Origin of the sequence: Streptomyces sp. NPDC017225 (assembly GCF_044331465.1) — a bacterium.
GTDB lineage: Bacteria > Actinomycetota > Actinomycetes > Streptomycetales > Streptomycetaceae > Streptomyces.
In genome coordinates, this window is record NZ_JBIRNE010000003.1 from 668,512 (window position 1) to 689,599 (window position 21,088).

11 protein-coding genes are annotated in these 21,088 nt (G+C 70.7%); 7 read left to right on the plus strand and 4 right to left on the minus strand.

Annotated features, from left to right (window positions below; translation table 11 throughout):
• The first annotated feature begins 164 nt into the window (after positions 1 to 164).
• Genes ACH4NX_RS10305 through ACH4NX_RS10325 form a run of 5 tightly spaced genes read left to right on the plus strand, consistent with a single transcriptional unit; the run spans position 165 to position 4,906 of the window.
• Positions 165 to 2,324, plus strand: a complete 2,160-nt coding sequence (locus tag ACH4NX_RS10305) for a PhoH family protein (protein ID WP_351388020.1) — start codon at positions 165 to 167, stop codon at positions 2,322 to 2,324.
• A gap of 12 nt (positions 2,325 to 2,336) precedes the next feature.
• Positions 2,337 to 2,834 (plus strand): rRNA maturation RNase YbeY, encoded by a 498-nt coding sequence (ybeY, locus tag ACH4NX_RS10310; protein WP_345591791.1) that lies wholly within the window; start codon positions 2,337 to 2,339, stop codon positions 2,832 to 2,834.
• Complete coding sequence (locus ACH4NX_RS10315) at positions 2,831 to 4,135, plus strand: hemolysin family protein (protein WP_351388016.1); 1,305 nt, start codon at positions 2,831 to 2,833, stop codon at positions 4,133 to 4,135. The genes ybeY and ACH4NX_RS10315 overlap by 4 nt, the downstream gene beginning before the upstream one ends.
• Positions 4,132 to 4,515, plus strand: coding sequence for an MmcQ/YjbR family DNA-binding protein (locus ACH4NX_RS10320; protein WP_398128526.1), 384 nt, complete (start codon positions 4,132 to 4,134; stop codon positions 4,513 to 4,515). The genes ACH4NX_RS10315 and ACH4NX_RS10320 overlap by 4 nt, the downstream gene beginning before the upstream one ends.
• A gap of 37 nt (positions 4,516 to 4,552) precedes the next feature.
• A complete protein-coding gene (locus ACH4NX_RS10325) occupies positions 4,553 to 4,906 on the plus strand; it encodes a cytidine deaminase (protein WP_398128527.1) in 354 nt (117 codons plus the stop codon).
• A gap of 110 nt (positions 4,907 to 5,016) precedes the next feature.
• Here the strand turns inward: ACH4NX_RS10325 and ACH4NX_RS10330 are convergent, their stop codons facing one another.
• Positions 5,017 to 5,637: a hypothetical protein gene (locus tag ACH4NX_RS10330; RefSeq protein ID WP_351388010.1), complete on the minus strand. Its 621-nt coding sequence runs from the start codon at positions 5,635 to 5,637 to the stop codon at positions 5,017 to 5,019.
• Positions 5,613 to 13,430, minus strand: a complete 7,818-nt coding sequence (locus tag ACH4NX_RS10335; RefSeq protein ID WP_398128561.1) for a ricin-type beta-trefoil lectin domain protein — start codon at positions 13,428 to 13,430, stop codon at positions 5,613 to 5,615. Before ACH4NX_RS10335 ends, ACH4NX_RS10330 begins: the two co-directional genes overlap by 25 nt.
• Before the next feature lie 549 nt (positions 13,431 to 13,979).
• Here ACH4NX_RS10335 and ACH4NX_RS10340 point away from each other — a divergent pair.
• Together ACH4NX_RS10340 and era are read left to right on the plus strand one after the other, a co-directional pair.
• Positions 13,980 to 17,129: a DNRLRE domain-containing protein gene (locus ACH4NX_RS10340; RefSeq protein WP_398128528.1), complete on the plus strand. Its 3,150-nt coding sequence runs from the start codon at positions 13,980 to 13,982 to the stop codon at positions 17,127 to 17,129.
• A 151-nt stretch (positions 17,130 to 17,280) separates the two neighbouring features.
• Complete coding sequence (gene era, locus ACH4NX_RS10345) at positions 17,281 to 18,234, plus strand: GTPase Era (RefSeq protein ID WP_351388005.1); 954 nt, start codon at positions 17,281 to 17,283, stop codon at positions 18,232 to 18,234.
• A gap of 46 nt (positions 18,235 to 18,280) precedes the next feature.
• Here the strand turns inward: era and ACH4NX_RS10350 are convergent, their stop codons facing one another.
• Positions 18,281 to 19,423, minus strand: a complete 1,143-nt coding sequence (locus tag ACH4NX_RS10350; protein ID WP_398128562.1) for a carbohydrate kinase family protein — start codon at positions 19,421 to 19,423, stop codon at positions 18,281 to 18,283.
• Positions 19,424 to 19,581: 158 nt separating this feature from the next.
• On the minus strand, positions 19,582 to 20,877 hold the full coding sequence (locus tag ACH4NX_RS10355; RefSeq protein WP_351388002.1) for a glucarate dehydratase family protein: 1,296 nt from the start codon (positions 20,875 to 20,877) through the stop codon (positions 19,582 to 19,584).
• Between the last annotated feature and the right edge of the window lie 211 nt (positions 20,878 to 21,088).

A 21,088-nucleotide genomic window follows, 5' to 3' on the forward strand; every position in this document is an offset into this window, starting at 1 on the left:
GCGGCCGGGCAGGCGGTGGGTGGCCGACCGGGCAGGCGGTGAGCGCCGGTCGGACAAAAGGTCTCGGCGCTGTCGGCGGGGAGTCGTACGCTGGAGGCAGCAGACCACACCCGTCACGCGGCGCACGCCGCAGAGGAGGATGTGCAGGCCTCGAGCGCCGGCCCATGACTCAGACACCCTCAGCTCACACCCCCGCGCGGGGACAGGCGAGAGCGCAGTTCACCGTCCCCGCCCAGCACCCCATGGTGACGGTGCTGGGATCAGGCGACTCCCTGTTGCGCGTGATCGAGAAGGCCTTCCCGGCGGCCGACATCCACGTCCGGGGAAACGAGATCAGCGCGGTCGGCGACACCCATGACGTCGCCCTCATACAGCGCGTGTTCGACGAGATGATGCTGGTGCTCCGCACGGGGCAGCCGATGACGGAGGACGCAGTGGAACGCTCGATCGCCATGCTCAAGGCGAGCGAGAACGGGGAGAGCGACGGCCAGGAGACCCCGGCCGAGGTGCTCACGCAGAACATCCTGTCCTCGCGCGGCCGCACGATCCGCCCCAAGACGCTGAACCAGAAGCGGTACGTCGACGCGATCGACAAGCACACCATCGTCTTCGGTATCGGCCCCGCGGGCACCGGCAAGACCTATCTGGCGATGGCCAAGGCGGTGCAGGCCCTGCAGTCCAAGCAGGTCAACCGCATCATCCTGACCCGCCCGGCGGTCGAGGCGGGCGAGCGGCTCGGCTTCCTGCCGGGCACCCTCTACGAGAAGATCGACCCGTATCTGCGCCCGCTGTACGACGCGCTGCACGACATGCTCGACCCGGACTCGATCCCGCGGCTGATGGCGGCGGGGACGATCGAGGTCGCGCCGCTGGCGTACATGCGGGGCCGCAGCCAGCCGGTTTTCACGAACGTCCTCACGCCGGACGGCTGGCGTCCCATCGGCGACCTTGAGGTAGGTGACCTGGTCATCGGCTCGAACGGTGAGCCGACCCCGGTCCTCGGTGTCTATCCGCAGGGCGAGCGGGACATCTACCGCGTCACCGCTCAGGACGGCTCCTGGACCCTGTGCTGCGGCGAGCACCTGTGGACGGTCCGGACGGCTTCGGACAAGCGCCGGGACAAGCCGTGGCGGGTCCTAGAGACCCAGGAGATGATCGGCAACCTGCGGGCGGCTCACGCACGCCGGTACGAGTTGCCGCTGCTGACTGCGCCCGTGCAGTCGCCCGAGCACGACGTTCCCATGGACCCGTACGCGCTCGGCTTGCTGCTCGGCGACGGTTGCCTGACCGGCTCCACAACGCCCTCGTTCGCGACAAGGGACCCTGAGCTGGTGCGGGCGCTGGAAGAATCGCTTCCCGGCGTGACGGCGCGGCACCGCGGCGGCCCCGACTACACACTCAACCGGATCAAGGCACCGGGTGACGTCGCCACGCTGGAGAACCCTGTCACGGGAGTCCTGCGTGAGCTGGATCTGCTGCGCACACGGTCGCACGCCAAATTCGTCCCGGACGACTACCTGAACAACTCGGCCGAGATCCGGCTGGCAGTGCTGCAGGGCCTGCTCGACTCCGACGGCGGCCCGGTCACGCAAGGGGACCGCACATGCCGCATCCAGTACGCGACGACCTCGACCCTGCTGCGTGATGACGTGATCTCGCTGGTCAGGTCGTTGGGCGGAGTGGCGTACACGCGTCGCCGCCCTGCCGAGGGCCGCAAGCCGGGCCTCGCGAAGGGTCGCGAGGTCGCTCACCGCTATGACGCCCACATCATCGACATCCGGCTCCCGGAAGGCATTGAGCCCTTCCGCCTCGCCCGCAAGCGCGACACGTACCACGCGGCCGGGGGCGGCGGACGCCCGATGCGGTTCATCGACAGCATCGAACCCGCGGGGCGGGAGGAAACCGTCTGCATCCAGGTTGCGGCCGAGGACTCGCTGTACGTCACCCAGGACTACCTGCTGACGCACAACACGCTGAATGACGCCTTCATCATCCTGGACGAGGCCCAGAACACCAGCCCCGAGCAGATGAAGATGTTCCTCACCCGCCTCGGCTTCGAGTCGAAGATCGTGATCACGGGTGACGTGACGCAGGTCGACCTGCCCGGCGGGACCAAGTCCGGTCTGCGTCAGGTGCAGGACATCCTGGAGGGCCTGGACGACGTCCATTTCTCCCGGCTGTCGTCCCAGGACGTCGTCCGGCACAAGCTGGTGGGCCGTATCGTCGACGCGTACGAGCAGTACGACAGCAGGAACGGCACCGAGAACGGCGGCCACAACGGCGGCCGTACACCGCGAAACGGTGCCAAAACCAAGGGGAAGTAGACCAGCACGACCATGTCGATCGACGTCAACAACGAGTCCGGAACCGAGGTCGACGAGCAGGCGATCCTCGACATCGCCCGCTACGCGCTCGCGCGGATGCGCATCCACCCGCTCTCCGAGCTCTCGGTGATCGTCGTGGACGCCGACGCCATGGAGCAGCTCCACATCCAGTGGATGGACCTGCCGGGACCGACGGATGTCATGTCCTTCCCGATGGACGAGCTGCGTCCGCCGGCGAAGGACGAGGAGGAGCCGCCGCAGGGGCTCCTCGGCGACATCGTGCTCTGCCCGGAGGTCGCCGCCAGGCAGGGCACCGAGGCACCGACGCGGCACTCCATGGACGAGGAGCTCCAGCTGCTCACCGTCCACGGGGTACTGCACCTGCTCGGTTACGACCACGAGGAGCCGGACGAGAAGGCCGAGATGTTCGGTCTGCAGGCCGCCATCGTGGACGGCTGGCGCGCGGAGAAGGGTCTGACCGGCCCGTCCCCGGCCCCGACCGTCTCATGAGCCTCCCGCTGATCGCCGGCGCGGTCGCCCTGGTCGTGATCGCCTGGCTCGCGGCGTGCGCGGAGGCGGGGCTCGCGAGGGTCTCCGCCTTCCGCGCGGAGGAGGCCGTACGGTCCGGGCGGCGCGGCGCCGAGAAGCTCGCCAAGGTCGCCGCCGACCCGACGCGCTACCTCAACGTGGCGCTGCTGGTCCGCGTCGCCTGCGAGATGGCCGCCGCCGCGCTGGTCACGTACGCCTGTCTGAAGCAGTTCGACGGCACCGGCGAGGCGCTGGTGATCGCCATCGCGGTCATGGTCCTCGTCTCGTACGTCGCCGTCGGGGTGTCCCCGCGCACCATCGGACGCCAGCACCCGCTGAACACCGCGACGGCGGCGGCGTACGTCCTGGTGCCGCTGGACCGGATCATGGGCCCGATCCCGTCGCTGCTCATCCTCATCGGCAACGCCCTCACCCCCGGCAAGGGCTTCCGCCGCGGGCCCTTCGCCTCCGAGGCGGAGCTGCGGGCGCTGGTCGACTACGCCGAGAAGGAGTCCCTGATCGAGGCCGAGGAGCGCCGCATGGTGCACTCGGTGTTCGAGCTGGGTGACACGCTGGTGCGGGAGGTGATGGTCCCGCGGACCGACCTCGTCGTCATCGAGCGCTACAAGACCATCCGCCAGGCGCTCACCCTCGCCCTGCGCTCGGGCTTCTCGCGGATTCCGGTCGCCGGGGACAGCGAGGACGACATCGTCGGCATCGTGTACCTGAAGGACCTGGTCCGCCGGACGCACATCAGCCGGGACGCGGAGAGCGACCTCGTCTCCACGGCGATGCGGCCGGCGTTCTTCGTGCCCGACACCAAGAACGCCGGTGACCTGCTGCGCGAGATGCAGAAGGAGCGCAACCACGTCGCCGTCGTGATCGACGAGTACGGCGGCACGGCCGGCATCGTCACCATCGAGGACATCCTGGAGGAGATCGTCGGCGAGATCACCGACGAGTACGACCGGGAGCTGCCTCCGATCGAGGAGCTGGGCGAGGACCGTTTCCGGGTCACCGCCCGCCTCGACATCGGCGACCTGGGCGAGCTGTACGGCCTGGAGGAGTTCGACGACGAGGACGTGGAGACGGTGGGCGGCCTGCTGGCGAAGGCGCTGGGCCGGGTGCCGATCCCCGGTGCCTCGTCGATCGTGGAGCTGCCCGACGGCCGCGAGCTGGGGCTGACGGCGGAGACCGCGGCGGGCCGCCGGAACAAGATCGTGACGGTGCTGGTGGAGCCGGTGGGCGCGGAGCGGCGCGCCGAGGAGGCCGCGTCGTCATGACCCCCGGGGGACTGCGCGAGCTCTGTCTGTCCTTCAACGCCGCGGTGGAGGACTTCCCCTTCGGCCCCGAGGCCTCGGTCTTCAAGGTGCTGGAGAAGATGTTCGCGCTGTCCTCGCTGGACGGGCGCCCGCTCACGGTCAACCTGAAGTGCGACCCGGACGACGCGGTCCGGCTGCGCGCCGACCACCCGGGGCTGATCGTCCCCGGCTGGCACATGAACAAGCGGCACTGGAACACGGTGACCGTGGACGGCGGGCCCGACGGTGGACGGTCCGGCGGGCTCCCGGACCGTGTCGTCCGGGAGCTGGTCGAGGACTCGTACGACCTGGTCGTCGCCGGCCTGCCGCGCGCGGAGCGGCTCCGGCTCGACCGTCCCTGACGGCCGGGCGGGCCGCGGCGCTCCGTATGCTCACCCCATGACCGAGACTCCCGCCCTCGATCCCGAGGACCGCAAGATCGTCACCCTGGCCCGCTCGGCCCGGGCCCGCAACGGCGTCCCCGAGGGCGCCGCCGTACGCGACGAGACCGGCCGCACGTACGTCGCCGGCACGGTCGCCCTGGACTCCCTCAAGCTCAGCGCCCTGCGCACGGCGGTGGCGATGGCGGTCGCCTCCGGCGCGAAGTCCCTGGAGGCGGCGGCGGTGGTGACCGACTCCGACTCGGCGTCGGAGGAGGATCTTGCGGCGGTCCGGGACCTGGGTGGTCCCGGGACACCGGTGCTCGTCGCCGGGCCGGACGGCACGGTACGTGCCACGGTGAACGCGGGGTGAGTCCGCTTCCGTGCACCGGTTCCTGAGGTGGCCCCCGGCCGTCACGTGACGTCGCCGTCGCAGTCCGGCAAGAGCGAAGCCCCGCCGTCCGTCCGGCGGGGCTTCGGCCGTCACATGGACTGGGCCACCAGCTCCAGCGCCTTGCGCGCTCGGAGGTGTCCCCGCTCGGCGATGTCGAGAACACCTCGCGAGGCCACCGCGTCGGAGTCACCGAGCCGCACCAGCGTCGAGATCTGGTCCCCGAGCTCCTGACTCTCCAGAGGCGTCAGATCCGGAGTCGTTCCCGCGGGGACGAAGACCGCGGCCGCCGTTTCGTCGGCCTCACTCAGGAGGGCGTCGAGCTGCTGGTGAATGTCGAGTCCGAGTGTCGAGCACCAGTCCGACCACTCATCGGCCTGAGAACCCTCCTCGAAGAATCGGAGGACCATCTCAGAGGCCATTGAGTACATCTCAGCGATTTCCTCGGGAGCCTCCTCGAACCGCTCCGCGTCGAGACCACCACGCAGTTCCTCAAGCATTGCGCGCAGTCGGCCCGGCAATGTCCCGGGGCTCCACTTCCCGGGTTCCGCGATGGATTCGTACAGCCCTGAAGGGCCCTCCCAGCAGAGGATCGGCAGCACCCGGTAGAGGCACATGGCTCCCGAGACGAGTGCTGTGTCCGTCGTCGCCTCCGCCAGCAAGCGAGTCAGTGACTCGTGTGACACCTCTACGGCTTCCAAAACATCCTCCACGGCGAGTTGTTCTTACTGCTCTTGAACGAGGGGCCGCCTATCGTAGCCCCCTGCTGACCGAGCAGAGGCGTGCATATGGCCAAGCAGACACCTGTTGATGTGCCCCCCTCCACGATGTCCCACTTGCCGTCAAGAGCCTCGATGACCGACTCTTCCGCGTGCCCCTTGAGCTGGACGAAAATCTCTCCGGGGTTCAACGAGTTGCTCTTCTTCCAACCTGTGGGCATGTAGGTCTTGTTGCTTGCCACCCAGGTCTCGACCCGCGACGGGTCCGCGATGTTCCGGACGCGCACCACTGCTGTCGTGCCGCTCCAACCGGCTTCCGACTGGAGCTGGGTCGCGCGCTCCATCAACTGCTGCGCGCCGGCCTCCGTGCCACCGCAGTTGTGAACGAGGACCGCGGTGGCTCCCGCCACGACGTGGTAGGTGTGGGCGTCGCCGACGGTCAGGTTGTGGACCGTTGTGCCGGGGCTCGTCCAGCGCTGTACCGCGGTGATCTGGACGTGCGTGCCCGCGCTGGTCCGGAGCCACTGACCGGAGCGGAGGTCCGCGGCGTCGAGCCACTCGCCGAGTTCGGGGACCCAGAAGGGGTGGCCGTCGGTCGCGGTGACCTGGGCCGTCTTCGTGCCCGCCGTGCCGTCGGTGTCGACCGTGACCTTGACCAGGTGCTTGAGGCCCTCGCCCTTGATCTCGGCGGTGACCGTCTCGACGCGCCGCTCGCCCGTCTCCGGGTCGGTGGCGACGACCTTGTCGCCGGCCTTGACCTGCTCGATCGGCTTGGTGGTGCCGTCGGCCATCAGGACGCGGGTGCCCGGGACGAAGCTGTTGCCGATCGAGCACGACTCGCCGTCCGCCTTGCCGGAGCCGCCGCTTCCGCTGCTGCCGCCCTTGCCGCGGGAGGAGCCGCCGGAGTTGCCGCCGGGCTTGGAGGCCGCCTTCTTTCCGCCGCCCGAGGCCTTGCTGACCGAGGACACCTTCGGGGCTGCCTTGGCCTGGGCCCGCTTCTGGACGGCGTTGCCGGTCTTCTTGGCCTGGGCGGCGGCCTTGTCTGCGGTTCTCTTCGCCTGTTCCGCCGCCTTCTTCTTGGCGCGTTGCGCGGCTTCCTTCTTCGCCTTCTCGATCGCCGCCTTCTTGGCCTTCAGCGCCGCCGCCTCGGCCGCCTTCGCGGCCTTCAGTACGGCCTCGGCCGCCTTCTTCGCCTTGCGGAAGGCCTGGATGGCGCCGATGGTGCGGTCGATGGCCTTGATGACCCCGGGGATCTTGCCGGCCTTGAACCACGGGATCGCGCCCAGGACCATCCCGGCGCAGGACCACATGTCGCCGCCGAAGCAGGCCATGGCGTCGTTGATGCCGATGAAGTCCTTCAGCGTGCTCCACGCCGCGCCGAGGATCACCGAGGTCAGTGACTTGCCCATGGTGGCCTGGGCCTGTGAGACCTGTGCCGCGGACAGGCCCGCTCCCGCGAGGGCCGCGGCCTTCTCGGAGGCGGTCAGGGAGATGGCCAGACCCGTCGGGTCGGACATCGTCACCGGGTTGTTGTGCGCGTAGGTGTAGCCGTTGGACTGGAGCAGGTCGTTCAGGTCGAGCACCGGGTCGGCGGACAGGAAGCGTCCGACCACCGGATCGTAGAGGCGTGCGCCCAGGGGCTGGAAGCCCGAGCCGTCGTCGCGGGTGGCGCCCAGGAACCCGGAGTGCGTCTGAAGGTCGGAACCGACCGTGTCCGCGCCCCGCTGGTTGCCGAACGGGTCCTGCTTGCGGACGCGTACCGCCATGTCGTCGTGGAGGGCGACCTCCGCGTAGGTGCTGCCCTGGTGGTCTCCGGCGAGCGCGACCAGAGCGTCGCCGCCGTTGCCGTTGGCGTAGCGCATGACCGCGCCGCCGGGGGCCGAGTAGGTGCGCTGGGTGTGGACCAGGGTGCCGCCCGGCCGGACGGTGACCTCGGCCTCGCCCAGGTACAGGGTGGCCTGCTTGTCCTTGATCCGCAGCAGCTGCGCGCCGTCGGGCCCGTAGATGTAGCGGGTGTCGTGCTGCGGGGACCACTGCTGCTCGGCCTTGGTGGCGGCGCAGGTGGCGAGCACGATCGGCGTCGAGTCGGTGGAGACGCCGTCCTTCACCGTCAGGCACAGGCCCGACGCGATGTGGGTCAGCCGGCCGGAGGCGTCGCGCTTCAGTTCCTGGGCGGCCGAGCCGTCGCACTTCTGCAGTTGGACGGCCGCACCGGCGGTGTTGCCGGCCGGGGCCAGGCACCAGTCGTCGTGGACGACCATGGTGCCCCGGTCGGGGTCGGTCTGCGCCGCTCCCGGGGTGGGGGCGAAGCGCCAGTTCTGCGCCACCGTGGCGTTGCAGGAGTACAGCTGGACGGGCTGTCCGGCGGCCGCCGTGCCGCTCCTCAGGTCGAGGCACTTGTCGGCCAGCCCCATGTACGGGGTCTCACCGCCGGTGCCCTGGCCCTTGATCCGGTCGATCTTGCCGTCGTGGGTCCAGGTCAGTTCCTGCTTGTCGCCGTTCTCGACGGAGGTGACGGAGCTGGTCTCGCCGGTCAGCTCGTACAGGCGCTCCGCCTCGGCCTTGACCTGCGCGCCCTGCGGCGTGGTGTAGGTCTTGGACACCTTGGTCAGCGTGTGCGGCTGGGTGCCGTCGGCCTTGCCGTAGGAGTAGGTGGTCGTGGCGTCCTTGGCGGTGTCGCCGGTGAGGTTCCTCTCGGTCAGCTTCGTGCGGTTGCCGACCAGGTCGTACTCGTACTCCTGCCAGTAGCCGGTGCCGTCCTTGCCGTCGGCCACGTCGAGCGTGCCGTCGGCCTTCTTCGGGGCGGCGCAGGCGGTCTGGTCCTTCGCGGTCCAGGCCGTCTTCAGCTGGCCGAGCGGGTCGTAGACGAAGCACTGCCGCTCGGCGATGCCGTCCGAGTGCTCGCGGATCGAGGTGACGTTGCCCGACGGGTCGTAGGTGTAGGAGCGGTTGGAGACGAGGTGGCCGGAGACCACGCTCTGGTCGCCGGTCTGCTCGCGGTAGACCGACTGGTCCTTCAGCTCACCGGTGGACTCGTCGAAGGAGCTCTGCGTCCACACCCGGTACGGCTGGGCGCCCAGGGCCGAGCGCAGTACCTGGCCGTAGGAGTCGTAGACCGTCTCGGCGCCGTACCAGTCCTTGCCGGAGACCGACAGGGGCTTGCCGTCCTTGTTGTAGCGGACGACGAGCTTCTCGGCGTCGAACCCGCCCACGGCCGGGAGCGAGGCCTCCTTCAGCCCGCCGGTGTCGTTGTAGGCGTAGCCGTAGGTGTAGGAGGTCTTGAGTCCCCAGGTGTCGGCCAGGGTCTGCGGCAGGTTCAGCGTGGTCGAGGTCGGCTGGTAGTCGTCGGTGTAGCCGTTGACGCGCTGCGTGTACGCCTGGCCGTCGGTGTAGCGGGTGGCGGTGGCGGGCATGCCCTTGCCGCCCGGGGCGGAGTCGTAGCCCAGGTCGGAGAGCAGCTTGCCGGTGGCGCCGTCCAGACGCTGCTGGGTCGGGCGCGACAGGACGTCGTAGCCGTTCCAGACGGTGACGCCCCGGGCGTTGGTGGTGGTGAGCGCCCGGTCGCGGTGGTCGTACGTGGTCCGAGAGGTACCCGAGTCCGGGTCGGTGGCGCTCGTCTGCCGGCCGCGGTGGTCGTACGTCCACGTGTACGGGTGCGTGGCGTCGGCGGAGTTGGCCGCCTTCACCAGCTGGCCGTGACGGTCGTAGGTGTAGCGCATCGACGTGAAGCCGCTGGGCGCCGAGTTGAAGGTGTCCACGCGGGAGGTGCGGCCGAGCGCGTCGGTGTAGACGCGGTAGGAGGAGGTTCCGGCCGGGTTGACGACCTTGGACCAGTCCTGGCCGTACTCGTAGCGGGTCGCCTTGGCCGGGACCGGCTGCGAGGTGGCTTCCTTGGTCTCCGGGTCCATGACCTTGAGGACCGGAGTCTCCTGCACCACGCGGCCGAGGCCGTCGTAGGTGTACCGGGTGATGTTGGGGACGGCCGTGTCGGCGAGCGGGGTGAACAGCTCGCCCGGCTTCGCCTCGTGGGTGAGGTAGGCGTTGTTGGTCTGCCAGATCTCGCCCGAGCTGTTGTACAGCGTGTCGGAGATCAGGTGGCCGCCGCCGTCCGCCTCCTCCTGCGTCTGCCGCTCGCGGCCGAGGCCGTCGTAGAGGGTGACGGAGGCTTCCACGCGGTCGTTGTGGCCGCGGGTGTAGGAGGTGACGAAGGGGGGCCTGCGCTCCGGGTTGTCCGGGTCGTAGGCCGGGACGGTGTAGACGGCTCGGAAGTCCGGGACGGACGAGCTGGACGGGGTGCGGCCCGGGCCCCAGGCCTCCAGGAGGCGGCCCAGCGGGTCGAACCTGGCCTCGCTGACGTGGCCGTTGGCGTCGGTGGTCCTCAGGGCCGTCGAGCGGCCCGGCTCCAGCACCTGCTTCTGGCTGTGGCCGAGGGCGTTGGTCTCGGTGATCTCGAAGACCTGGCCGGTGGCCGGGGTGTAGGTGATGGTGCCGGACTCGCCGTCCGGGTCGGTCTGCTCGACGACGCGGCCGACGGCGTCGAACTCGCTGGTGCCGTCGGTCTGGAAGCCGGTGCCGGCGCCGTTCAGCGACCAGGTCTCGGTGGCCAGGCCGCGGGTGTTGGTGGCGAGCGCGGTGCCGTAGCCCGTGCCGTCGTAGGCGGTGCGGGTGCCGCCGGTCAGGGTGGAGAGGTCGGCGAAGTCCGCGTTCTCGCAGGTGGTCGGGGAGACCAGGGCCTGCTTGGTGAGGCCGACGAGGTTCTTGCCGGGGTGGTGGAGGTACTCCAGCCGGGTGCAGGACTCGTCGCCGGACCTGCCGGTGTCGCCGAGCACCTCCACCTGGGTGGGCAGACCGTACGTCGACTCGTAGGTGGTCCTCGACTCCACGACCCGCTCGGTGCGGTCGTCGTCACCGGTGCCGGAGGACTTGGTGTACGCGATCTCCCTGGGCTCGGTGACGCGCCAGGCGCGCAGCGGGCTCAGCCCGTCGTCGCGGTCGCGTCCGGCCAGCTCGGTCGCGGCCGGGACGGTGACGCTGCGGGAGAGCCAGTCGGTGTCGGCGTCGGAGGCGCTCGTGTAGGTGAGCTCCTCGGCTATGCGGCCGGCGAAGGGTTCGCGGTCCTTGGCGATCTCGGCGCCGGTGATGTCCTTCACCGGGACGGTGTCGCCCATGCCGCGGAAGTAGCGGGTGACGGACTTGGACTTCTTGCTGCCGATGGTCGGCTCGTCCGTGCCCGTGATCACCGTGGTCTGCTCGAACCCGGCGAAGTGGGAGTAGGTGCGGGTGGACTTCTTGGTGAACTCCGACTCGGACAGCTTCCAGCCGGCGTTCCGGTACTCGTAGGCCGTGCGGGTACCGAAGGAGCCGTCGACGTTGGGGAGTTCCTCGATGGCTTCCACGACGTACTTGTGGAACCAGTCGATTTCCTCGTCCTCGGGGTCGGGACTCCAGAACTGGGGATAGCACAGGCGGGTGTTGGACTTCAGCGCGGCGGTCTCCGACTTGCCGGGGAGTCCGGTGCCGGTGGCGCAGTCACCCGCGGCCGGCTTGTAGGTGACGACGGTCTCGCCGCCGTACTCGTTGATGACGCGCGCGACGCGCAGCCGGGAGAAGCCGGGGCGCGGGTCGTTGGGCCGCATGACCCGGTTGGGCATGTCGTCCGCGTTGGACTCGAAGCGCACCGCGTTGAGGGTGACGCTGTCGTCGGTGGAGCCGTTGCGGGCGTAGCCGGTGCGCTGGACCGACTCCAGCCACAGGGCGGTGTTCGGGCCGGTCTTCAGGACCGGGAAGCTCTGCTTGAGCGCGTACCGGTCGACGACCTGGCGGGCGTCGGTGTCGGTGCGCCGCTGGGCGGAGGTCTGGATCTCGGTAAGGCGCTTGCGGCTCCAGAAGGTGGGCCCGGCGTTCCAGCAGGTCTTGCCGGACGCGCACCGCAGGTCGGCCGGGGTGTCGTACCAGATGCGGTACTTGCCCGGGTCCTTGTCGGTGAAGTTGGCCTCGGAGCAGGTCAGCGACCCCTCGGCGAAGCAGCGTTCCTCGACGGTGAAGTTGACGCGGGCCTGGGCGGGCGCCGAGAAGACGCTGTCCTTGCGCTGGCCGTAGTCGATACGGCTGAGGTAGCCGCCGCGGTCGTAGACGACGGGGGCCTTGAAGTTGAAGTTGCGGGCGTAGTGGTTCTGCTCGGTCTTCCACCACAGGGACATGGCGTTGCCGTGGACGTCCTCGACGTAGTCGAGGTTCCAGCGCCAGGCCTGCTTGCACCAGGAGCCGGCCCAGTCGCCCGCCTTGTAGCAGTCCTCGCCCGGGTGGTTGCCGTACACCGGGACGGTCAGCACCGAGTCGGTGACCGCGTTGCCGTCGGTCCAGCCCGGGAGCCTGTGCTTGCCGAAATGGTAGCGGGTGCCGTCACGGGTGGTGACGATCCAGTACTCGCCGTCCTTGGCGCCGTTGCCGGTCGCGGAGCCCTCGACGCGGGCGACCTCGGAGCCGTCGCCGTTGGCGGTGAACCACTTGTCCTGGTCGTCGTCCCACACCAGTTCGGTGGTCATGCCGCCGAGCGAGAGGGTGGCGTTGTCCGATCCCCAGCACAGGTCCGCCGTGCGGTGGGTGGCGTTGTTCGACCCGGCCTTCTTGGAGTCCTGGCGGCAGTTGGCGTAGGTGCGGGTGATGGAGCCCGGGTTGTAGTCCCAGCCGTCGCCGATCCAGGAGGCCTGGTTGTTGGTGGCGGAGGTGCGCCCGTCGACGGACTGGGAGGAGTAGCTCAGGGCGATCTTCGGCATCGGGCCGCCGGCGGTCTCGGGGACCTGGACCTGGTAGCCGTAGGTGAAGGCACCCGAGGAGGCGCCGGCCGACCAGGAACCCGCGGACAGCAACGGCGTCGCGGTGAAGTCGCCGGCGGCCGAGGCGCCGGTGTCCATGGCGCCGACCACCTGCGGGCCGGAGGCGTCGACGGCCTGAAGGGCGCCCGTGCGGGCAGAGGCCGTGCGGGCGGACGCGCCGGACGGCTTCGGGGTGGTGTCGGGGGTCTGGTCGGTGCCGGACCCGGGGGTCCGCCGGGCGGCCGCTTCGTCGCCGAGCAGGTCGGCCACCGGTACGGAGCCGGTGAGGATCTTGTGGGTGGTGGCGTTCGCGGGCGCCTTCGCCCTGGTGGGAGCCTCCTTCGCCGGCACCACCTCGACGGTGCTGGACAGGCGCTCGGCCTTGTCGTCGTCCGCCCTGCCCGACATGGTCTGCGTACCGCCCTCGGCGGCGCAGTCGCCGCTGTCGGGGGAGGTCAGGACGCATTCGGGCAGCAGCACCAGGCCGAAGCGGTCGGCGGCCTGCGGGCCGTAGAGGTCCGCGAAGGTGGTGGTGTCGACGGTGAGCGCGACCTGTGCTGCCGGATCGGCGGTGGCCGGCGGGGTGACCTGCATGATCAGACCGGAGACACCGGCCTCCTGGGAGGCGGCCGGCGCGGCCAGGTCGACCTTCCACTCACCGGCGACGGCGGCCGCGTCGGTGCCCGCGGGCACGCCGAGCGCGACGGGCAGGCCGCCCGAGACCGGGACCGTGGCGCCGGCCGCGGTGTCCGGGGTCAGGGTCGCGGTGCCGCTGCTCTCCGTCCACGGGGTGACGGCGGTCGGCGCGTACGGGTCGACGGGGACCACGGGCGCGGTGGTGAGGTTCTTCTCCGCCTCCTCGTCCCCGTCGAGCGAGGTGCTCCCGGGGAGGTCGGGGAGGTCGATCGACTCCTCGCGGCTCATGCCGGGGCCGGGTACCGCCCACGCCTGAGCGCTGAGGCTCGTCACCATCATCGTCGAGGACAACAAAAGGACGGTCGCCGTGCGGCCGAGCCGACGACGCCGTCGTTGTGACTCTGTCAGGGCCGGGCGTCTACGCCCCAGCCAGGACAGCGGACTCTGAGCACGCATGCGCGTCGACACTCCCACCCAGGCAAACGAATGTGCCCGCACCTTCTGTCATGCGCGCCACATGTTTCAAGATCACCGAAATGGGGCCGGAGGGCCTTTCTGTGATGTGCGCCATGTCTGATGTCGCATCAGAACGTCACTTCTCGTGACTGGCGAGATGTATGGCGAAAAACCGTTCTCATCGACGCACAACAGGTGATCAAAAGCCGTACATACGACACCCGCGCGCCACTCCGAATGGTTCCCGGAACGACCATCACAACTCCATAAATTCTTCATACATGGACGCCCTGTGCGGATCGTGTGATCGTGTGCGCGCCCATGCCCCGCGACCCGCGTCCCGGGGCTGTCCGTGCTGCCCCCATCCGCCTGGTCCACACGGGAGTGACCGCCGCCGTGCCCGCGCCGCCTCGTTTTCTCAGCCCCCTCGTGCGCACGCGCACCAGGCTGGCCCTCACCCTCGGCCTCGTCCTGGCCGCCCTGACCGCCACCCTGCTGCCGTGGTGGGTGCCCGACGACTCGTCGGCGCCCCGGGCCGACCGGGCGACGGACGCCAAGCCGGCCGCGACCGGTCCCCGTGACGAGGCCTCGGCCGCGGCGGAGGCCCGGCGCACCCGCAAGCAGGTGCTCGTCGACACCGCGACCACCGCCACCTCGCGGACCTGGGCGCGGCCCGACGGCAAGATGCGCACCGAGATCACCGCGCTGCCCCGGCGGGCGAAGAACGCCGAGGGGGCGTGGGCGCCGATCGACAACCGGCTGAGGCGGACCGGGAAGGCCGGCGACGCCCTGGGCGTCCGCCCGGTCAACCCGGCGATGCCCGTGCGGTTCTCCAGCGGTACCCCCGGCGGGAAGGACCGCGCCGACCGCTCCTACGCCCGGCTGCCGCTGGCCGACGGCCCCGCCGCGCCGGAGACCGTGCTGGCCGAGATGGACATCGACGACCACACCGTCGCCTACACCTGGCCGGGCGAGCTGCCCGAGCCGGTGCTCGACGGCCCCCGCGCCCTCTATCCGGAGGTGCTGCCGGGCGTCGATCTGCTCCTGGTCGCCCGTGAGGAGGGCGGGTTCGCCCAGCTACTGATCGTCAAGGACCGGGAGGCGGCGCGGAGCGAGGCGCTGGCGAAGGTCTCCTACGGGCTGCGCTCACGGACGGCCGTGTTCCAGTACGACGAGGCGGGCAGCCGCGTGCGGGTGCTGGACGGGGCCGGCAAGGAGATCGGTTCCCTCCCGACGCCCTTCGGCTGGGACTCCAGCGGCCGTGACCCCGAGCTGCCCGAGGGCGAACTCCGCACCTCGGTCGCCACGCCGGCCGACGTGCTGAAGCTGTCCGGGCTGAGCGGCATCGAGCCCGGCGCGCGGCAGGCCCAGCTGCCGATGCGCCTGGCGGGCGACCGGACGAAGACGGCCCGGGTCGACCTGGGGCTGGGCGGGTCCGGCCTGCTGACCGACCCGGCGACCCGCTTCCCGGTGTTCGTCGACCCGACCCTCAACGGCCCCTGGCAGGCCTGGACGGTGGCCTACAAGCCGTACCCGAACAGCAGCTTCTGGAACGGCACCAACTTCAGCTCCGGTACCTCGGACGCCCGTGTCGGCCACGAGGACGACTCGAACGGCACCGCCCGCTCCTTCTGGCGCATGAAGTTCAGCAGCGGCCTGAAGGGAGCGACGGTCACCGACGCGAAGTTCAAGGTGCTGAACAACCACTCCTGGTCCTGCACCAAGCGTGAGTTCAAGTTCTATCTGACCGGGTCGATCTCGTCCGGCACGACGTGGAACAAGCAGCCGAGCTGGTCCACGGAACTCGACAAGCAGTCCTTCGCGCACGGCTGGTCCTCCAGCTCCTGCCCGGACGAGTACGAGTCCTTCGACGTGGACAAGGCGGCCCAGAAGGGCGCGGACAGCGGCTGGTCGAACATCACCTTCGGCATGCGCGCCACCAGCGAGTCCGACACCCAGACCTGGCGGAAGTTCCGGGCGACCTCGGCGACGCTGACGGTCGACTACAACCGCAAGCCGGGCCAGCCCACCGGCGGCAAGTCGTCGCCCGGCGGCGTCTGCTCACCGGCCCCCGGCGCGGGCGTGACCATCGGCAAGACCAACATCACCCTGTCGGCGAACGCCAAGGACCCGGACGGCAACCTCAAGTCGCTGCAGTTCCGCTTCTGGAAGACCGGCGGGACCCCCGTCGTGTACACCAGGACGCCCGACTCCGGCGGCACCGCCAAGGCGGTCATCCCGGCCACCCTGCCGCTGGAGGACAAGACCACGTACTCGTGGGACGTGCGCGCCGTGGACAGCGAGAACGCGGCCTCCACGTACTTCCCGCCGGGCACCGAGCCCTGCCGGCTCACCGTCGACGCCACGGCTCCCCCGCAGCCCGAGATCGAGAGCGCGGACTTCCCGCGGGCCACGTCCGACGGCCGGACCTGGTCGAAGGTCAAGTTCGGCACGACCGGCTCGGTGACCTTCACCTCCGCGGGCGCCGTGAAGTTCCAGTACGCGATCGAGGGCCTGGACTGGGTCTACGTGACGGCCGACGCCGAGGGCAGGGCCACCCTCCCCGCGCTGAAGCCGCCGCACGCCGGCCCCAACTGGCTGAACGTGTACGCCTACGACGCGCACGGCAACAGAAGCGCCCGCTCGGACCACGCCTTCTACGTCCCGCCGCGCGACACGGCCGACGCGCCCGGTGACACCGGCGGCGACGGCATCCCCGACCTGGTGATCGTGGACGCCAACGGCAACCTCTTCAACTGCGTGGGCAACGAGGGCGGCGAGCTGTACGGCTGCCTGGGGGCCGCGTACACCAAGGACGACAACTCGGCGGACACGAAGCTGCACCCGGCGAACCACTGGTACGACCCGGCCACCGGCAAGGCCGCGCTGATCACCCACTACGCGGACGCCTACCCCGGCGACGGCACCACCGACCTGTTCGCCGTCACCCCCGACGGCGGGTTCTGGCTCTACCCCGGTGACGGCTACGGCAGCTTCGACGTCGGCGAGCGGATCGGCGTCCGCCTGCCCGCGGGCGTCCCGGCTCCCTCGACCTGGACACAGATCAAGGCGGTCGGCGACATCACCGGCGACCGGCACCCCGACCTGGTCCTGCGGGCCGGCGCCGAGTTCTGGACGCTGTCCGGCTACACCGGTGCCACCTTCCAGCAGGCCACGCTGATGAACGACGACGCGTGGGCCCGCCGGGAGATCGTCAACGTCGCCGACATCAACGGCGACAAGACGCCCGACCTGCTGTGGCGCAACCTGGACAACGGCAACATGTACGTCCGGCACGGCAAGCCGGGGCCGGTCGCCGGCAGTGTCGACCTCGTCTCGCTGAAGCTGGCCGCCGGCTCCCTCAACGGCGACGTGGCCTACGGCACGTCCTGGACCGAGGCCAACGTGCCGACGGCCATCGGCATCCCGGACGTCAGCGGCGACGGCGTCCCGGACATCTGGGCACGCCTGCGCTCCGACGGCCAGACGCGGATCTACCACCCGTCCAGGACCAACACGAACGCCCCCGTGAAGGTCGTCCTGACCGTGGACTGGAACGCGGTCAAGTCCTTCGGCTGACGCCACCGCGACGCCGCGACCGCCCGGCCCCGGCCGCCTCCCCTCCCGGGGGGCGGCCGGGGCCCGGTCGTCTCCACACCCGGGACGCGGCCGTGCGGACATGGGCGACCGTGGTACGGCGGGGCTCCGTGGATCAGGGACAATGGGCGCCATGAGCGTTCGTACCCAGTCATCCGAAGAGCCGGCCGAGGCTGTCCACAGGGCCGGTTTCGCCTGCTTCGTGGGCCGCCCCAACGCGGGCAAGTCCACCCTCACGAACGCTCTGGTCGGGCAGAAGGTGGCGATCACCTCCAACCGTCCGCAGACGACCCGGCACACCGTGCGGGGCATCGTGCACCGCCCGGAGGCGCAGCTGATCCTGGTGGACACCCCGGGCCTGCACAAGCCGCGCACGCTGCTGGGCGAGCGGCTCAACGACGTCGTGCGGACGACGTGGGCCGAGGTGGACGTCATCGGTTTCTGCCTGCCCGCGAACGAGAAGCTGGGCCCCGGTGACCGCTTCATCGCCAAGGAACTGGCCGGGATCAAGAAGACCCCGAAGGTCGCGATCGTCACCAAGACCGACCTGGTCGACTCCAAGACCCTGGCCGAGCAGCTGATCGCGATCGACCAGCTCGGCCAGGAGCTGGGCATCACCTGGGCGGAGATCGTCCCGGTGTCGGCCACCGGGAACCAGCAGGTGGACCTGCTCGCGAACCTGCTGGCCCCGCTGCTGCCCGAGGGCCCCGCGCTCTACCCCGAGGGCGACCTGACCGACGAGCCCGAGCAGGTGATGGTCGCCGAGCTGATCCGGGAGGCCGCGCTGGAGGGCGTACGGGACGAGCTGCCGCACTCCATCGCGGTGGTCGTGGAGGAGATGCTCCCGCGCGAGGACCGCCCCGCCGACAAGCCGCTCCTGGACATCCACGCCAACGTCTACATCGAGCGTCCCAGCCAGAAGGGCATCATCATCGGCCCCAAGGGCAAGCGCCTGAAGGACGTCGGCATCAAGTCCCGCAAGCAGATCGAGGCGCTGCTCGGGACCCCTGTCTTCCTGGACCTCCATGTGAAGGTCGCCAAGGACTGGCAGCGCGACCCCAAGCAGCTGCGGCGGCTCGGGTTCTGACCCTTCCCGGCGGCCTCCTGGGCGGTCCCCTCGGCAGCGTGTCCGCTCAGGCCGGGCGGCGGAAGCCGATGGTCGGGACCGCGCGGCGCTGGGGCCAGGAGCCGGGCAGGTCGTCCGGGAGCAGGTCCGCCAGGAAGGCGTAGCGGCGCAGGGCCGTCGGGTCCTGGCCCCGGACCGACTGGACCTTGCGCCACCAGGTGGCGATGTCGCACCAGCCGGGCGCCGACAGGGAGCCGCCGAACTCCTGGACGGAGAGGGCGGCGGTCAGACCGGCGAAGGCGAGACGGTCGGCCAGCGGCCAGCCGGCCAGGGTGCCGGTGACGAACCCGGCCACGAAGACGTCCCCGGCACCGGTCGGGTCCAGTGCCGCCACCTCGATGGCCGGGACCTCGGCGCTCTCCCCCGTACGCCGGTCCACCGCGTACGCGCCGTCGGCGCCGAGGGTGACCACGGCGAGCGGCACGTGCTCGGTCAGGGCGTGCGCGGCGGCGCGGGGACAGGTGGCGCCCGTGTAGCGCATGGCCTCCGCCGCGTTCGGCAGGAAGGCCTCGCAGTGCGCGAGGTCGGGCAGCCCGGCCAGATCCCAGGCGCCTGTGTCGTCCCAGCCGACGTCGGCGAAGACACGGGTGCCGCGCGCGGCGGCCTGGGCGATCCAGGGGGCGCGGACGCCGGGCGTGAGGGAGGCGACGGCGGCACGCGCGCGGGGCGGGCAGTCGGGGGACGGTTCCTCCGGCGGCGGCTCGTGGCCGTGGGAGACCATGGTGCGCTCCCCCTCGTACGCCATCGAGACCGTCACCGGCGAGTGCCAGCCGGGCACGGTGCGCGAGGGGGTCAGGTCGATGCCCTCACCCTGCGCGAGAGCGTCCCAGCAGTAGTCGCCGTAGTGGTCGTCGCCGAAGGCCGCTGCCAGCGAGGTGCGCATGCCGAGCCGGGCCAGCGCGGTCGCCATGTTCGCCACGCCGCCCGGGCTGGAGCCCATCCCGCGGGCCCAGGACTCGGTCCCGCGCACCGGGGCGGAGTCGAGCCCGGTGAAGATGACGTCGAGGAAGACGGTGCCGGTCAGATACACGTCCCAGGGCGGGTCCTGGGGCGTGCGCAGGGCGGCGAGGGGATCGACCTGGGGGTGGTGGTGCGACGCCTCGTCCGGGACGTGGCGGTGCGTTCTCCCGGCGGCCGGCACGAGGGGCATGGCGGGCATGGCGGACGCGGTGGACGTGGTGGACGCGGTGGAGGCTGTCACGGTGCGCTCCCTGGCATGGTGCGGACCCCGCCAGTGTGCACCACGTCACCGACAACGCGACGGCGTCCGGGCCGGTGCCGTCGCCCGGAACGGTGCGGTGCGGCCGGTCACCAGCGCGGGACGGAAGGGGTCACCCACCCCGGGTCGGCCACCCGCATCGCCGCCGCGTCGTCGCGGTCCCGGAGCGTGCCGTCGTCGTCCAGCCAGCGCCGGTGCAGGAACGCCAGCCGGTCACGGTCGAGTTCGACGCCGAGACCGGGCGCGTCGGAGACCGCGACCCCGCCGCCCTCGAAGGTGAGCCGTTCGGTGAGCACGTCCTCGGACTGCCAGGGGTAGTGGGAGTCGCAGGCGTGGTGGAGGTTCGGGACGGTGGCCGCCACGTGGGTCATGGCGGCGAGGCTGATACCCAGGTGGGTGTTGGAGTGCATGGAGACCCCGACGCCGAAGGTGCGGCAGACGGCGGCGAGTTGCTGGGTGTTGCGCAGCCCGCCCCAGTAGTGGTGGTCCGAGAGAACGACCTGCACGGCGCCCGTGGTGAACGCCTCCTGGATCTCGGCGAACGTCGTCACGCACATGTTGGTCGCCAGCGGCACCCCGGTCCGCGCGGCGACCTCCGCCATGGCCGGGGTGCCGAGCGCGGGGTCCTCCAGGTACTCCAGTACGTCTCCGAGTTCCGCGGCGACCTTCAGCGAGGTCTCCACGGACCAGGCGCCGTTGGGGTCGAGACGCAGGGGGTGACCGGGGAAGGCGTCGGCGAGGGCCCTGACGGCGGCGATCTCCTCCTCGGGCGGGAAGACGCCGCCCTTGAGCTTGAAGGACGTGAAGCCGTAGCGGTCGGTGAAGGCGCGGGCCTGGGCGACGACCCCGGCCGGGTCGACGGCGGCGCCCCAGTCGTCCTTCTCGCTCGCCACGCCCTCGGGGTGGCCGGCCCACTTGTAGAAGAGGTACGCGCTGTACTCCACGGCGTCGCGCACCTTGCCGCCCAGCAGGGCGTGCACGGGCAGGCCGAGCGCCTTGCCGAGGGCGTCGAGGCAGGCGACCTCGAAGCCGGAGACGACGGACAGGCGCAGCTTGTCGGCGGTCTGGACGCCGCGCAGCCCGCCGACGTCCACCTGTCCGGAGACCCGGGAGGCGTCGACGGCCACCTCGTCGGCGAGGAGGAACAGGGCGCCCAGGTCACTGACCTGGCGGCCGACGAGTTTCCCGGCGAAGGGGCGGGCCAGGTCGAGGTACTTGGTGTCGCCGTACGTCTCGCCGACGCCGGTGATGCCGTCGGCGGTCTCCACCTCCACGATCAGGCGGGGGGTGTACGGCTGGTGGACGCCCTGCGTGTTGAGCAGGGGCGGGTCGGCCACCAGGATCGGCGTGAGGCGCACGGCGGCGATGGTGAGGTCGCGGGTCACGGGGCGGCTCCTACGAGGTCGGGTCCGGCCGTGGTCAGCGGGCGGTGTCGAGACCCACGCCCCTCACCCTGTCTCCGCACCTGTTGTCTGTGCCTGCGTCTGTGTATGTAGATGACATCCACGTACAGGGATGGAGGTTAGACAGGGGGACGGAAGGCGTCAATGGCGCGACACGGCGGGACCCCGGCAGGCGGCGGCCACACCGGGGTCC